Genomic DNA, 14,768 nt, shown 5'->3' on the forward strand with positions numbered 1-14,768 from the left:
ACCGGGGCGCAGGCCCCGCACGCGACCGGACCGGACGCGGGCTTCGACGACGCCCCGATGTTCGAGGCGTCCGGCGGCGACTGGGCCGACATCGCGGCCGAGGCCGCCGACCTCGGCGAGGAGCGCATCGTCGTCAACATGGGCCCGCAGCACCCCTCCACGCACGGCGTGCTGCGCCTCATGCTGGAGATCGACGGCGAGACGGTCCGCGAGGCGCGGTGCGGCATCGGCTACCTGCACACCGGCATCGAGAAGAACATGGAGTTCCGCACCTGGACGCAGGGCGTGACGTTCTGCACCCGGATGGACTACCTCGCGCCGCTCTTCCAGGAGACCGGGTTCTGCCTCGCCACGGAGAAGCTGCTCGGGATCACCGACGACGTCCCGGAGCGGGCGAGCATCATCCGCGTGCTCGTCATGGAGCTCAACCGCGTCTCCTCCCACCTCGTGTGCCTCGGCACCGGGGGGAACGAGATGGGCGCGACGACCATCATGACCCTCGGCTTCACGGCGCGCGAGGAGATCCTCCGGCTCCTGGAGGCCATCACCGGGCTGCGGATGAACCACGCGTACGTCCGGCCGGGGGGCGTCGTCCAGGACACGCCGGTCGGCCTCGCCGACCAGGTCCGGTCGGTCCTGCCGAAGCTCCGCTCCTACCTCGTCCAGCTCGGCGACCTCATGCTCGCCAACCCGATCTTCAAGGCGCGCCTCGTCGGCACCGGGCACCTGTCGCTGACGGGCTGCATGGCGCTCGGGATGACCGGGCCCGTGCTGCGCTCGGCGGGCCTGCCCTACGACGTGCGCAAGACGGCGCCGTACTGCGGGTACGAGACCTACGACTTCGACGTGCCGACGTCGTCCGACGCGGACTGCTACGGCCGCGCGGTCGTGCGCATCGAGGAGTGCTACCAGTCGCTGCGGATCGTCGAGCAGTGCCTCGAGCGGCTCGACGCCACGGACGGCCAGCCCGTGATGGTCGCGGACAGGAAGATCGCGCTGCCCTCGCAGCTCGCGATCGGCACCGACGGCCAGGGCAACTCGCTCGAGCACATCCGCGAGATCATGGGCTACTCGATGGAGGCCCTGATCCACCACTTCAAGCTGGTGACGGAGGGCTTCCGGGTCCCGGCGGGACAGGCGTGGCAGACCGTCGAGGCGCCGCGCGGCGAGCTGGGCGTGCACGTCGTCTCCGACGGCGGGACGCGCCCGTACCGGGCCCACTTCCGGGACCCGTCCTTCAACAACCTGCAGGCTGTCGCCGCGGTGTGCGAGGGGGGCCAGGTCGCCGACGTCGTCGTCGCCGTCGCCTCGCTCGACCCGGTGCTCGGAGGAGTCGACCGATGACCGCTCAGACCCAGGGCGCCCCCGGCCCCGTCGAGCCCGGGACCGTGCGCGCGGCGGGCTGCACCTACGACGCCGCGACGTACGAGCGGCTCGCCGCCGACGCCGCGGCGATCGTCGCCCGCTACCCGCGGGCGCGCTCCGCGCTGCTGCCGATGCTGCACCTCGTGCAGTCCGAGGAGAGCTACGTCTCGCGCGACGGCATCGCGTTCTGCGCCGAGCAGCTCGGGCTGACGGCGGCGCAGGTCTCGGCCGTGGCGACCTTCTACACCCAGTACAAGCGCCACCCGAACGGGAAGTACACCGTCGGCGTGTGCACCAACACCCTGTGCGCGGTGATGGGGGGAGACGAGATCTTCGACTCCCTCAGCGAGCACCTCGACGTCGGGCACGACGAGACGACCGAGGACGGCAAGATCACGCTCGAGCGGGTCGAGTGCAACGCCGCCTGCGACTACGCGCCGGTCGTGATGGTCAACTGGGAGTTCTTCGACAACCAGACCGCGGACTCCGCGCGGGAGCTCGCGGACCGGCTGACGGCCGACGACGCCCCCGTGGTCCCCACGCGCGGCGCGGCGAGCGTGTGCTCGTTCCGCCAGATGAGCAGGGTCCTGGCCGGGTTCCCGGACGGGCGCGCCGACGAGGGCGTCGGCGCGGGCGACGCGACGCTCGTGGGGCTGCGCCTCGCCCGCGAGAACGGCTGGGCGGCGCCCGGGCCCGAGACGGACGAGGGCGGCGCAGGCTCGGGCGAGGACGGCGCCGCCGCGCCCGAGGCCGTCGAGAGCGAGTCCGCGCCGCACGCGCCCGGGCAGGCGACCCCCGCGGTCGGCGAGCAGGGCTCGAGCGCCGAGCGCGAGCCCGAGACGTCGGACGACGTCTCGCCCGGCGGACCCCCGCCGTCCGACGAGGTGGACGAGTCGAAGGAGACAGACCAGTGACCTCTCCGCTCACCCCCGTCCTGAGCGACGGCTGGGACGCCGACCGCTCGTGGACGCTCGACGCCTACCGCGACGGCGGCGGGTACGCCGGCCTCGAGCAGGCGCTGCGGCGCGAGCCGGCCGACCTGGTCGCGCTCGTCAAGGACTCCGGCCTGCGCGGCCGCGGCGGGGCCGGGTTCCCCACCGGCCTCAAGTGGAGCTTCCTGCCGCCCGACGACGGCGGGCCGCGGTACCTCGTCGTCAACGCCGACGAGTCCGAGCCCGGGACCTGCAAGGACATCCCGTTGATGCTCGCCTCGCCCCACCTGCTGGTCGAGGGTGTCGCGATCACGTCCTTCGCGATCGGGTGCCACCACGCGTTCGTCTATGTCCGCGGGGAGGTGCTGCACGTCTACCGGCGCCTGCTGCGCGCCGTCGAGGAGGCGTACGCCGCCGGGCTGCTCGGCAAGGACGTGCTCGGCAGCGGCTACGACCTCGACGTCACGGTGCACGCCGGTGCCGGCGCGTACATCTGCGGGGAGGAGACGGCGCTGCTCGACTCGCTGGAGGGCCTGCGCGGCCAGCCGCGCCTCAAGCCGCCGTTCCCCGCCGTCGCCGGCCTGTACGCGCGGCCGACCGTGGTCAACAACGTCGAGTCGATCGCCAGCGTGCCCGGGATCGTCACGCGGGGCGCCGACTGGTTCAAGGGGCTCGGCACGGAGCGGTCCACGGGGCACGGGCTCTTCTCCCTGTCGGGCCACGTGCGCCGGCCCGGGCAGTACGAGGCCCCGCTCGGGATCACGCTGCGGGAGCTGCTGGACATGGCCGGCGGGGTGCGCGAGGGGCACGAGCTGAAGTTCTGGACGCCCGGCGGCTCGTCCACGCCGCTGTTCACGGCCGAGCACCTCGACGTGCCCCTGGACTACGAGTCCGTCGGGGCCGCGGGATCGATGCTCGGCACGCGCGCCCTGCAGATCTTCGACGAGACGACGTGCGTCGTGCGGGCCGTGGCGCGCTGGACGGAGTTCTACGCGCACGAGTCGTGCGGCAAGTGCACGCCCTGCCGCGAGGGCACCTACTGGCTGCGGGCCGTGCTGCTGCGGGTCGAGGCCGGGCAGGGGACGCAGGAGGACCTCGACGTGCTGCTCGACGTCTGCGACAACATCCTCGGCCGGGCGTTCTGCGCCCTGGGCGACGGCGCGACCTCGCCCATCACGTCGAGCATCCAGCACTTCCGCGAGGAGTACGAGGCGCACATCACCGGCGGGGCGTGCCCCTTCGACCGGTCGAGGTCCGCGCTCTTCGAGCACGCGCCGCGGGAGCAGCGCGCGCTGACCGGGGCGGGGGCGCACCGATGACCGCCACGACGACCACCGGCCCTGCCGCGGCGGGCGGGGAGAAGCGACCCGCGCCGTCGGACGAGGTCACCTTCACGATCGACGGGATCGAGACGACCGTGGCCAAGGGCACGCTCGTGATCCGCGCCGCGGAGGAGCTCGGGATCCAGATACCGCGGTTCTGCGACCACCCCCTGCTCGAGCCGGCGGGGGCGTGCCGCCAGTGCCTCGTCGAGGTCTCGGCGCCGGACCGCGAGGGCACCCTCCGGCCGATGCCGAAGCCCCAGGCCTCGTGCACGCTGACCGCGTCCCCCGGCATGGTCGTCAGCACGCAGGCGACGTCGCCGGTGGCGGACAAGGCGCAGCACGGGGTCATGGAGCTGCTCCTGATCAACCACCCGCTCGACTGCCCGGTGTGCGACAAGGGCGGCGAGTGCCCGCTGCAGAACCAGGCGATGAGCAACGGGCGGCCGACGTCGCGGCTCGTGGACCCCAAGCGCACGTTCCCCAAGCCGCTCGCCGTCTCCACCCAGATCCTCCTGGACCGCGAGCGCTGCATCCTGTGCCAGCGGTGCACGCGGTTCTCGGCGGAGATCGCCGGCGACCCGTTCATCGACCTGCAGAAGCGGGGTGCCGCCCAGCAGATCGGCCGGTTCGACGAGGACGTCCTCGGGTTCGCGGAGCCCCCGGGGGACGCGCCCGGGGCCGACGTGCCCGTCGGGGCGGCGATCGCGGACGAGTCCGGGGCGACCTTCTCGTCCTACTTCAGCGGGAACACCATCCAGATCTGCCCGGTCGGGGCGCTCACCAGCGCCGCCTACCGGTTCCGCTCGCGCCCGTTCGACCTGGTCTCGACGCCGTCGGTCGCCGAGCACGACTCGAGCGCGTCCGCGGTCCGCGTCGACCACCGGCGCGGCGTCGTGCTGCGCCGCCTGGCGGGCGACGACCCCGCGGTCAACGAGGAGTGGATCACCGACAAGGACCGCTTCGCGTTCCACTGGCAGTCGGCGCCCGACCGCCTCACGACGCCGCTGGTGCGCGACCTCGCCGAGGACGGCACCCGCGGAGCGCTGCGGCCCGCGAGCTGGGTCGAGGCGCTCGAGCTCGCCGGCGAGGGCCTCGCCGCGGCCCGGGAGGCGGGCGGGGTCGCGGTCCTGCCCGGCGGCCGGCTCACGGTGGAGGACGCGTACGCGTACGCGAAGCTCGCCCGCGTCGCGCTCGGCACCAACGACGTCGACCACCGGGCGCGCGTGCACAGCGACGAGGAGGCCGAGTTCCTGGCCGCCACCGTCGCGGGCTCCGGCATCGGCGTGACGTTCGCCGACCTCGAGCACGCGCCCACGGTGCTGCTCGTGGGGCTCGAGGCGGAGGAGGAGGCCGGCGTGCCGTTCCTGCGCCTGCGCAAGGGAGCGCAGCGCCACGGCGTGCGGGTCTTCTCCGTCGCGCCGTTCACGACGCGGGGGCTCGAGCGGATGGACGGCACGCTGCTCCCGGCCGCCCCCGGGACCGAGGCCGAGTGGCTCGACGGGATCGCGGACGGCGCCGCGGACGGCAGCGCGGACGGCACCGAGGCCGTGGCGCAGGCGTCGCAGGCGCTCGCGGCCGAGGGCTCGCTGATCCTCGTGGGGGAGCGGCTCGCCTCCGTGGCCGGCGGGTACAGCGCGGTGCTGCGGCTCGCGGGGCGCACCGGGGCTCGCGTCGCGTGGATCCCGCGCCGCGTCGGGGAGCGCGCGGGTGTCGAGACCGGCACGCTGCCGAACCTCCTGCCGGGCGGGCGGCCCGCCGCGGACGCCGCGGCGCGCGCCGAGGTGGCCGGCGCCTGGGGCGTGGGGGCGCTGCCGGCGGAGCCGGGGCGCTCGACCGCGGAGATCCTCGACGCGCTCGCCGTCGGGCAGCTCGCTGGCGTCGTCGTCGGCGGCGTGGAGGTCTCCGACCTCCCCGACCCGGCGCACGCCCGGCGCGCGCTCGCCCAGGCGTCGTTCGTCGTCTCGCTGGAGGTCCGCGCGTCGGAGGTGACGCAGGCGGCCGACGTCGTCCTGCCGGTCGCCGCGCCGACGGAGCGTGCCGGCACGTACCTGGGCTGGGAGGGTCGCCCGCGACCGTTCCGGCAGGTGCTCGAGTCGACCGCCATGGCCGACCACCGGGTCCTCGACGCCCTCGCGGCGGCGCTCGGCGCGGAGCTCGGCCTGCCGACGCGCGAGGCGGTGCAGGCCGACCTCGCGCGCCTGGGTGCGTGGACGGGCGCGCGCGTCGCGGCCCCGGACCTCGACGCGCTGGAGCCGCCGGCGGTCGAGCCCGGCACCGCGGTGCTGGCGTCCTGGCGCATGCTGCTGGACGCGGGGCGCGGCCAGGACGGCGAGGCGTTCCTCGCAGGCACCGCCAAGCGCCCGGTGGCCCGCCTGTCCGCCGCGACGGCCGCGTCGGCGGGCCTCGCCGACGGCGACCTCGTCACGGTGGCCAGCGACCGCGGAGCCCTCACGCTGCCCGTCGCGGTGACGGAGATGGTCGACCACGTCGTCTGGGTGCCGATGCGCTCGCCGGGCAGCGCGGTGCACGAGTCGCTGGGCGCCGCGCCCGGCGACACGGTCAGGATCGGGTCCGCCGGCGCCGCCGCCCCCCGCGGGGACGGCCGCACCGCGAACGAGGGGGAGCAGCGATGACCGTGCCCACGCAGACGCCCGGCATCGCCGGGGTCGCCGCGGACTTCTCGCAGGACAACGGCTGGACCTACCTGGTCAAGGCGGTGCTGATCGTCGCGTTCCTGCTGACGAGCGTGCTCGTCGCCATCTGGTTCGAGCGCAAGGTCGTGGCGCGCATGCAGCTGCGCCCGGGCCCGAACGTGCACGGGCCGTTCGGCCTCCTGCAGTCCCTGGCGGACGCGATGAAGCTCCTGCTCAAGGAGGACATCACGGTCCGCGCGGCCGACAAGTTCGTCTACCTGCTCGCGCCGATGATCTCGGTGTTCTGCTCGGTGCTGGTCTTCGCCGTGATCCCGTTCGGGCCCGCGGTGCGCATCCCGTGGACGGACTACGTCACCCCGGCGCAGCTGACGGACTTCCCCGTCGCGGTGCTCTACATCCTGGCCTGCGCCTCGCTGGGCGTGTACGGGATCGTGCTCGGCGGCTGGTCGTCCGCGTCGACGTACCCGCTCCTGGGCTCGGTGCGCTCGACCGCCCAGGTGATCAGCTACGAGCTCGCGATGGGCCTGTCGCTGGTGACGGTCTTCGTCATGTCGGGCTCGATGTCGACGTCCGAGATCGTCGACTCGCAGCGCCAGCTGTGGTGGTTCCTGCCGCTGCTGCCGGCCTTCGTCATCTACGTCATCTCGATGATCGGCGAGACGAACCGCCTCCCGTTCGACCTCCCCGAGGCCGAGGGAGAGCTCGTCGGCGGCTACATGACCGAGTACTCGTCGATGAAGTTCGCCTGGTTCTTCCTGGCGGAGTACATCAACATGCTCAACGTCTCCGCCATCGCGACGACCCTCTTCATGGGCGGCTGGCGCGCGCCGTGGCCGCTGTCCGCGGTCAACGACGGCATGTTCAACCAGGACTGGTGGCCGATCCTCTGGTTCCTCGTGAAGATGTGGGCCTTCATGTTCGTCTTCGTCTGGGTGCGCGGCACCCTGCTGCGCCTGCGCTACGACCAGTTCATGAAGTTCGGCTGGAAGATCCTCATCCCGTTCGCGCTCGGCTGGGTCGTGCTGCTCTCCGTCGCCCAGGGCGTGCGCGAGTTCGGCGACGTCGACACCCGGGGGTTCCTCATCGGCGCGGGTGCCGTGGCCGTCGTCCTGCTCGTCGTGCTGTGGTTCTGGCCGGAGAAGGAGAAGACGCCGGACGGGGCGGGCGCCGCGGGTGCGGCGCCGCCGGAGCTCGACGCCTTCGCGGGCGGGTTCCCCGTGCCGCCGCTGCCCGGCCAGAGCCTCCCGCCGTCCCCTCGACGCCGGCCCGCCGACGTCGTCAACGTCCCCGACACGACGACCGTCCCCGACACGACGACCGAGGAGGCACCCCGTGGCTGACGACGCCCCCACCCCGTACGAGTCGCTGATCCCGAAGCCGTCGGGCATCAAGGAGCTGTTCGCGCCCGTCGCCGGCTTCGGCGTGACGTTCTCCTCGATGTTCAGACCGGTGGTCACCGAGCAGTACCCCCGCGAGAAGGTGCCGCCCCAGCCGCGCTACCACGGGCGCCACCAGCTCAACCGGTACGCGGACGGGCTGGAGAAGTGCATCGGCTGCGAGCTGTGCGCCTGGGCGTGCCCGGCCGACGCGATCTACGTCGAGGGAGCGGACAACGCCGACCTGCCCGACGGCGGCCACATGGCGCCGGGAGAGCGGTACGGCCGCGTCTACCAGATCAACTACCTGCGCTGCATCTTCTGCGCGCTGTGCATCGAGGCGTGCCCGACCCGCGCGCTGACCATGACCAACGACTACGAGCTCACGAGCCACACGCGCGAGCAGATGATCTTCGAGAAGCAGGACCTGCTCGCGCCGCTGCAGGAGGGCATGCTCCCCGCGCCGCACCCGATGGTCGAGGGCACCACGGACACCGAGTACTACCGCGGCGAGGTCACCGGGCCGACTCCGGCGCAGGAGGAGTGGGTGCGCGAGCACGCCCCCGCGCCGGACGCCGCGGCCCCCGCCCCGGACGGGACGCCCGCCGGTGGCCCCGCGCCGAGCGCCGCCGAGGGGGTGGCCCGATGAGCACGGGGGAGGACGTCCTGTTCTGGGTCCTCGCGCCGCTGATGGTGCTGGCCTCGCTCGGGCTGCTCTTCGCGCGCAAGGCCGTGCACGCCGCCGTCGCGGTCGTGTTCGTGATGATCTGCCTCGCGGTGCTGTACGTCGCGCAGGAGGCGCCGTTCCTCGGCGCGGTGCAGATCGTGGTCTACACCGGCGCCGTGATGATGCTCTTCCTCTTCGTGCTGATGCTCGTCGGCGTCGACTCGTCCGACTCGCTGGTCGAGACGATCAAGGGCCAGCGGCTGGTGGGCGTCGTCCTGGCCCTCGGGCTCGCCGCGGTGCTCGTGGGCGTCGTCGCGCAGGTCGCGTTCCCGCCGGCGCAGGGGCTGCCCGCCGACGAGGTCACCAACCCGGTCGCGCTCGCCCGGATCCTCTTCGCGGACTACGTGTTCGCGTTCGAGGTCGTCGGGGTCCTGCTCGTGACGGCCGCGCTCGCGGCGCTCGTGCTCACGCACCGGCGCCGGCTGGAGCGCCACCGCGGGCAGCGGGAGGTCGCCGAGGAGAAGTTCGCCCGGCTGCCCCAGGGCGGGCGGGTCACGCCGCTCCCGGCCCCCGGCGTCTACGCCCAGCACAACGCGATGGACGTCCCGGCGCTCGACGCCCAGGGCCGGCCCATCCCGGACTCGGTCTCGCGGATCCTGCGGGTGCGCGGCCAGGAGCGGTCGGCCGGCTCGATCCTCGAGGCCGAGCGCGAGGTCATGGTCGAGCACGCGCCGGACCACACGCTGCTGAGCCTGCGCGACGGGCCGCCGGAGGCGCAGCCGCCCGGCGCGGCACCCGCCGGGCCCGCCGACCGCGAGAGCGAGGACCGCTGACATGGAGCTGACCCACTACGTGGTGCTCTCGTGCATCCTCTTCTCGATCGGTGCGGCCACGGTGCTGCTGCGCCGCAACGCGATCATCGTCTTCATGGGCGTCGAGCTGATGCTCAACGCGACGAACCTCGCGTTCGTGACGTTCGCGCGCATGCACGGCGACGTGCAGGGCCAGGTGATCGCGTTCTTCGTCATGGTCGTGGCCGCCGCGGAGGTGGTCGTGGGGCTCGCGATCATCGTCGCGATCTTCCGTTCCCGCCGGTCTGCCTCGGTGGACGACGTCAACCTCCTGAAGAACTGAAGGGGCACCGATGTTCCTGGCCCAGTCGCCGTCCGTCATGCCCTTCGGGCCCCTCGCCTCGCTGCCCGCGCAGGCCTCGGCGGTCTCCACGGACGTCCCGTCGTCGTTGCAGCTCGCCCCCCTGGTGATCCTCCTGCCGCTCGTGGGCGCGGCGGTGCTCCTGCTCGTCGGGCGCCGCGGCGACCGCTGGGGCCACTGGCTCGGCGTGCTCACGACCGCCGGGGCGTTCGTCGTCGGCCTCGTCCTGCTGGTCGGGCTCACCGGCCTCGACGCCGCCGAGCGCGTCTACGACCAGCACCTGTACCGCTGGATCCCGGCGGGCACGCTCGACGTCAGCGCGGGGCTGCGGATCGACCCGCTGTCGGTGACCTTCGTCCTGCTGGTGACCTTCGTGGGCGCGCTGATCCACGTCTACTCGGTCGCGTACATGGAGCACGACCCGAACCGCCGGCGCTTCTTCGGCTACCTCAACCTGTTCGTCGCGGCGATGCTCGTCCTGGTGCTCGCGGACTCCTACCTGCTGCTCTTCGTCGGCTGGGAGGGCGTGGGCCTCGCGTCCTACCTGCTCATCGGCTTCTGGTACCACGAGCGCCCCAACGCGGTGGCCGCGAAGAAGGCGTTCGTGATGAACCGCGTCGGGGACATCGGGCTGATCGTGGCGATGATGCTCATGCTCTCGACGTTCGGCTCGGTCGACTTCGCCACCGTCTTCGACCAGGCGCCGACGGCGGGCACCGGGATCCTCACCGCCATGGGCCTCGTGCTGCTGCTGGCGGCCTGCGGCAAGTCGGCGCAGGTGCCGCTGCAGGCGTGGCTCGGTGACGCGATGGCCGGCCCGACGCCCGTCTCCGCCCTGATCCACGCGGCGACGATGGTCACCGCCGGCGTCTACCTCGTGGTGCGCTCGGCCCCGGTCTTCGACGGCGCGCCCGACGCGCGGCTCGTCGTCGTCGTCGTCGGGGCGCTCACCCTGCTCTTCGGGGCGGTCGTCGGCTCGGCCAAGGACGACCTGAAGAAGGCCCTCGCGGCGTCGACCATGTCGCAGATCGGGTACATGGTCCTCGCCGCCGGGCTCGGACCGATCGGCTACGCCTTCGCGATCTTCCACCTCGTGACGCACGGCTTCTTCAAGGCCGGCCTCTTCCTCGGCGCCGGGTCCGTCATGCACGGGATGGACGACGGCGTGGACATGCGCCGGTTCGGCGGGCTGTCGCGCTTCATGAAGGTCACGTTCGTGACGTTCGGCCTCGGGTGGCTCGCCATCCTCGGCGTCCCGCCCTTCTCCGGCTTCTGGTCCAAGGACAAGATCATCGAGGCGGCGTTCGTCCCGGTCGACGGCCAGGAGTGGCGGGCCTGGGTCTTCGGCCTCGTCGCCCTGCTCGGAGCGGGGATCACGGCGTTCTACATGTCGCGGCTGTTCTTCATGACGTTCACCGGCCGGCGCCGCTGGAACGACGGCTCGGGCTCGGTCGGCGGCGCGGGCCCGCAGGACGGCCCGGTGCGCCACCCGCACGAGTCGCCGCGGCTGATGACGGTGCCGATGGTCGTCCTCGCGGTCGGCTCGGTGGCCCTCGGCGGCCTGCTCGCCTGGGGCGACACGTTCGTCACCTGGCTCGAGCCGGTGACCGGGCACGCCGAGCACGGCGAGCCCGTCCTGCCGGTCTGGCTCCTCGTCGTCCTGACCCTCCTGCTCGTGCTCGCCGGGATCGCGCTGGCCTGGCGCCAGTACACCGTGGCGGACGTCCCGGTGACCCCGCCGCACGGCTCGGTGCTGACCCGCGCGGCGCGCCGCGACCTGTACCAGGACGCCGTCAACGAGGACGTCGTGATGCGTCCGGGGCAGTACCTGACGCGCACGCTCGTGTACGCGGACCGCGAGCTCGTGGACGGCTCGTTCCTCGGGATCGGCAGCGCGCTGACCTGGGCGAGCGGGGCGTGGCGCAAGGCGCAGAACGGGTACGTCCGCTCGTACGCGGCCATCATGCTCGGTGGCCTCATCGTGATCGTCGTCGTCGCGCTGGCGCTGGCGAGCTGAGGAAGGGACCGCAGTGATCGACTTCCCCTGGCTGACGACGCTCGTCGTCGTGCCGCTCGTGGGTGCCCTCGTGGTGCTCGGTCTGGGTGCCACGGCGGCACGGACCCGCGTGCGAGGGGTGACCCTCGGGTTCTCCCTCGTGGAGGTGGCCGTGCTCGTCGGGGCGTTCACCCAGTTCGACACGTCGAACGCGCAGACGTACCAGCTCGCCGAGACGCACTCGTGGATCCCGCAGCTCGGGGTGAGCTATGCGGTGGGGGTCGACGGCGTCTCGCTCCTGCTAGTGGCCCTCGCCGTCGGCCTGGTGCCCCTGGTGGTCGGCGCGGCGTGGCGGGAGAACCTCGCCCCCGACGGCGGCATCGGGCGCACGGGCGGCTACCTCGCGCTGGTCCTGGTGCTCGAGGCCTTCATGGTCGCGGTGTTCGCGGCGCGGGACGTCTTCTTCTTCTACGTCCTGTTCGAGGCGATGCTGATCCCGGTCTACTTCATGATCGGGGCGTTCGGGCGCGGCGCCCAGCGCCGGTACGCGGCGATCAAGTTCCTGATCTTCTCCCTCGCCGGCGGGCTCGTCATGCTCGTGGCGGTCATCGCCCTGTACCAGCAGGGTCCGGGCGGCGAGCAGGGCTTCCTCACGGACAACCTCGTCGGCCTCGACATGGGGCGCAGCACCGAGCGGCTGCTGTTCCTCGGGTTCTTCCTCGCCTTCGCGATCAAGGCCCCGCTGTTCCCGGTGCACACCTGGCTGGCCGACGCCGCCCAGTCGGCCCCGGCGGGCACGTCCGCCCTGCTCGTGGGCGTGCTCGACAAGGTCGGCACGTTCGGCATGCTCACCCTGTGCCTGCCGCTGTTCCCGGAGGCGAGCCGGTGGGCGGCGCCGGTGGTGATCGTGCTCGCCGTCGTCTCGATCCTCTACGGCGCGATCCTCGCGATCGGCCAGAAGGACCTGATGCGGCTCGTGGCGTACACCTCGGTGTCGCACTTCGGCTTCATCGTCCTGGGGATCTTCGCGTTCACCCGGCTGAGCGTGTCCGGTTCCTCGCTCTACATGCTCAACCACGGCATCTCCACCGGCGCGCTCTTCCTGGTCGCCGGGTTCCTCGTCGCGCGCCACCCGGAACGCTCGCAGCGGATCGCCGACTACGGCGGCCTGCAGAAGGTGGTGCCCGTGCTCGCGGGCACGTTCCTCGTCGCCGGCCTGTCGGCGCTCTCGCTGCCGGGCCTGTCCACGTTCGTCTCCGAGATCATGGTGTTCCTCGGCACGTACGCGTCGAACGGCCCGGCGGCCGTCGTGGCGACGATCGGCGTCGTGCTCGCGGCGCTGTACGTGCTGCTGACCTACCAGCGCGTCTTCACCGGGCCGGTGCGGGACGGGCTGGAGACGATGCCGGACCTCGTCGCCCGCGAACGCTGGGTCGTCGGGCCGCTGCTCGCGGCCCTGCTCGTGCTCGGGCTGTACCCCGCCCCGGCGCTCGACCTGGTGCGCGCGCCGGCCGAGCAGACGATGGCGACGATCGGCGTGACCGAACCTGCGGCGGCCTCGGCCGGCACCACCGACGGGAGTGACTCGTGAGCAGCTTCTTCGCACCCACGGTCGACTGGGCGGCGCTGGCGCCGGTCCTGGTCGTCCTCGGCGCCGGCGTGGTCGGCGTCCTCGTCGAGGCGTTCGTGCCGGCCCGGGCCCGGCGGGCGACCCAGCTGACGCTGGCGCTCGCCGCCCTCGTCGGGGCCTTCGTGGCGATCGCCGTGCTGTGGCACACGGTGCGCACCGAGGGCGGGCGGTCCGTGCTCGGCGGCGCCTACCAGCTCGACGGCTTCGGCGCCTCGGTGCAGGCCGTCGTCGTGGTGCTCGCCGCGGTCGCGGTCCTCGTGATCGCCGACCGCAGCGCGGCCGGCCAGGACGCGTTCGCGCCGTCGGCCGCCGCGGTGCCGGGCACGCCGTACGAGGACCTCGCCCAGCGCCGCGGCCTGGAGCAGACGGAGGTCTTCCCCCTGACGCTGTTCGCGACCGGCGGCATGATGATCTTCCCCGCCGCGGGGGACCTGCTGACGATGTTCGTGGCGCTCGAGGTGCTCTCGCTCCCGCTGTACGTGCTCACCGCGACCGCCCGCCGGCGCCGGCTGCTGAGCCAGGAGGCCTCGTTCAAGTACTTCCTGCTCGGCGCGTTCGCCTCGGCGCTGTTCCTCTTCGGCACCGCGCTGCTCTACGGCGCCGCCGGCTCGGTGAAGATCACGGACCTGGGCCAGGCGCTCGGGCAGGCGGCGAGCGGGCCGGACGGCGTCGGCGCGATGGCCCTCGTCGGGGCGCTCTTCGTGCTCGCCGGTCTGCTGTTCAAGGTCGGTGCCGCCCCGTTCCACCTGTGGACGCCGGACGTCTACCAGGGCGCGCCCACCCCGGTCACGGGCTTCATGGCGGCCTGCACCAAGGCCGCCGCGTTCGGCGCGATGATCCGCGTCCTGGTCGTGGTGGGCGCCGGGATGCGCGCGGGCCTGCCCGACGCGTACGACGGCCTCGTCGTCGCGCTCTGGGCCGCCGCGATCGCCTCGATGGTGGTCGGCACGGTCGTGTCCCTGCTGCAGGTCGACATGAAGCGCATCCTCGGCTACTCGGCGGTCGCCCACACCGGCTTCATCCTCGTCGGCGTGGTGGGGATGCTCGCGGCCGCCGACGGCGACGCGCTGGGCTCGGCCCTCTCGTCGCTCGTCTTCTACCTGCTCGCCTACGGGCTGGCGGTGGTCGGGGCGTTCGCGGTGGTCACGCTGGTGCGCGAGACGTCGTCGTCCACGGCCCGCGCCGAGCAGCTCGTCGGGGCGTCCGGTGCGACCGCGCCCGAGCCGGGCGCCTCGCCCGCGGCGCCGACGGCGGACGAGGCACCCGTGGTGCTGGGCGAGGCGACCCACCTGTCCCAGTGGGTCGGCCTCGGGCGGCGCAGCCCGTGGCTCGCGGCGCTCTTCTCCCTCTTCCTGCTGTCGATGGCGGGCATCCCGCTGACGGCGGGCTTCGTCGCGAAGTTCGGGGTCTTCTCCTCCGCGGTCGCCGGCGGCTCCTGGGTCCTCGCGCTGGTCGGCGTCCTCGCCTCGGCCGTGGCGGTGTTCTTCTACGTGCGGATCATCGTGCTCATGTACTTCACGTCGCCCGAGGAGGGGGAGGGGGCCGACGCCGTCACGGCGCTGCGCCCCCGCGCGCCGGTGCTCGTCGCGCTGGTCCTGTGCGCGGCCGGTGTCCTGGGCCTGGGCGTCTTCCCGTCCTCGGTTCTCGGACTGCTCGGCTAGAGCGGTAGAT

11 protein-coding genes are annotated in these 14,768 nt (G+C 73.0%); all 11 read left to right on the plus strand.

The genetic code is table 11. The features are described from left to right. Positions 1-57 precede the first annotated feature (57 nt). From EDF32_RS07610 to nuoN, 11 genes are read left to right on the plus strand one after another with little or no spacing between them, the layout of a single operon-like run. Positions 58-1,344: an NADH-quinone oxidoreductase subunit D gene (locus EDF32_RS07610; RefSeq protein WP_123308064.1), complete on the plus strand. Its 1,287-nt coding sequence runs from the start codon at positions 58-60 to the stop codon at positions 1,342-1,344. Further along, the gene (nuoE, locus tag EDF32_RS07615; protein WP_123307920.1) at positions 1,341-2,279 is read left to right on the plus strand and encodes an NADH-quinone oxidoreductase subunit NuoE; all 939 of its coding nucleotides are present in this window, start codon (positions 1,341-1,343) and stop codon (positions 2,277-2,279) included. The genes EDF32_RS07610 and nuoE overlap by 4 nt, the downstream gene beginning before the upstream one ends. After that, the gene (gene nuoF / locus EDF32_RS07620; protein WP_123307921.1) at positions 2,276-3,616 is read left to right on the plus strand and encodes an NADH-quinone oxidoreductase subunit NuoF; all 1,341 of its coding nucleotides are present in this window, start codon (positions 2,276-2,278) and stop codon (positions 3,614-3,616) included. The genes nuoE and nuoF overlap by 4 nt, the downstream gene beginning before the upstream one ends. Continuing rightward, positions 3,613-6,255 carry an NADH-quinone oxidoreductase subunit G gene (locus EDF32_RS07625; RefSeq protein WP_123307922.1) on the plus strand — a complete coding sequence of 881 codons (2,643 nt, stop codon included), beginning with the start codon at positions 3,613-3,615 and terminating at the stop codon, positions 6,253-6,255. The genes nuoF and EDF32_RS07625 overlap by 4 nt, the downstream gene beginning before the upstream one ends. Next, the gene (gene nuoH / locus EDF32_RS07630) at positions 6,252-7,616 is read left to right on the plus strand and encodes an NADH-quinone oxidoreductase subunit NuoH (protein WP_123307923.1); all 1,365 of its coding nucleotides are present in this window, start codon (positions 6,252-6,254) and stop codon (positions 7,614-7,616) included. Before EDF32_RS07625 ends, nuoH begins: the two co-directional genes overlap by 4 nt. Then, positions 7,609-8,301 (plus strand): NADH-quinone oxidoreductase subunit NuoI, encoded by a 693-nt coding sequence (gene nuoI / locus EDF32_RS07635; RefSeq protein WP_123307924.1) that lies wholly within the window; start codon positions 7,609-7,611, stop codon positions 8,299-8,301. The genes nuoH and nuoI overlap by 8 nt, the downstream gene beginning before the upstream one ends. Next, positions 8,298-9,152, plus strand: coding sequence for an NADH-quinone oxidoreductase subunit J (locus tag EDF32_RS07640; RefSeq protein ID WP_123307925.1), 855 nt, complete (start codon positions 8,298-8,300; stop codon positions 9,150-9,152). The genes nuoI and EDF32_RS07640 overlap by 4 nt, the downstream gene beginning before the upstream one ends. Before the next feature lies 1 nt (position 9,153). Continuing rightward, positions 9,154-9,453, plus strand: coding sequence for an NADH-quinone oxidoreductase subunit NuoK (gene nuoK / locus EDF32_RS07645; protein WP_123307926.1), 300 nt, complete (start codon positions 9,154-9,156; stop codon positions 9,451-9,453). Between the two features lie 10 nt (positions 9,454-9,463). Then, positions 9,464-11,488: an NADH-quinone oxidoreductase subunit L gene (gene nuoL, locus EDF32_RS07650; protein ID WP_233565786.1), complete on the plus strand. Its 2,025-nt coding sequence runs from the start codon at positions 9,464-9,466 to the stop codon at positions 11,486-11,488. 13 nt (positions 11,489-11,501) lie between these two features. Beyond that, a complete protein-coding gene (locus EDF32_RS07655; RefSeq protein ID WP_233565787.1) occupies positions 11,502-13,058 on the plus strand; it encodes an NADH-quinone oxidoreductase subunit M in 1,557 nt (518 codons plus the stop codon). Then, entirely contained in the window at positions 13,055-14,758 is a 1,704-nt protein-coding gene (gene nuoN / locus EDF32_RS07660) for an NADH-quinone oxidoreductase subunit NuoN (RefSeq protein WP_123307927.1), read from the plus strand. Before EDF32_RS07655 ends, nuoN begins: the two co-directional genes overlap by 4 nt. Positions 14,759-14,768 lie beyond the last annotated feature (10 nt).

Source organism: Cellulomonas sp. PhB143 (genome assembly GCF_003752595.1).
In the GTDB taxonomy this organism is placed as follows: domain Bacteria; phylum Actinomycetota; class Actinomycetes; order Actinomycetales; family Cellulomonadaceae; genus Paraoerskovia.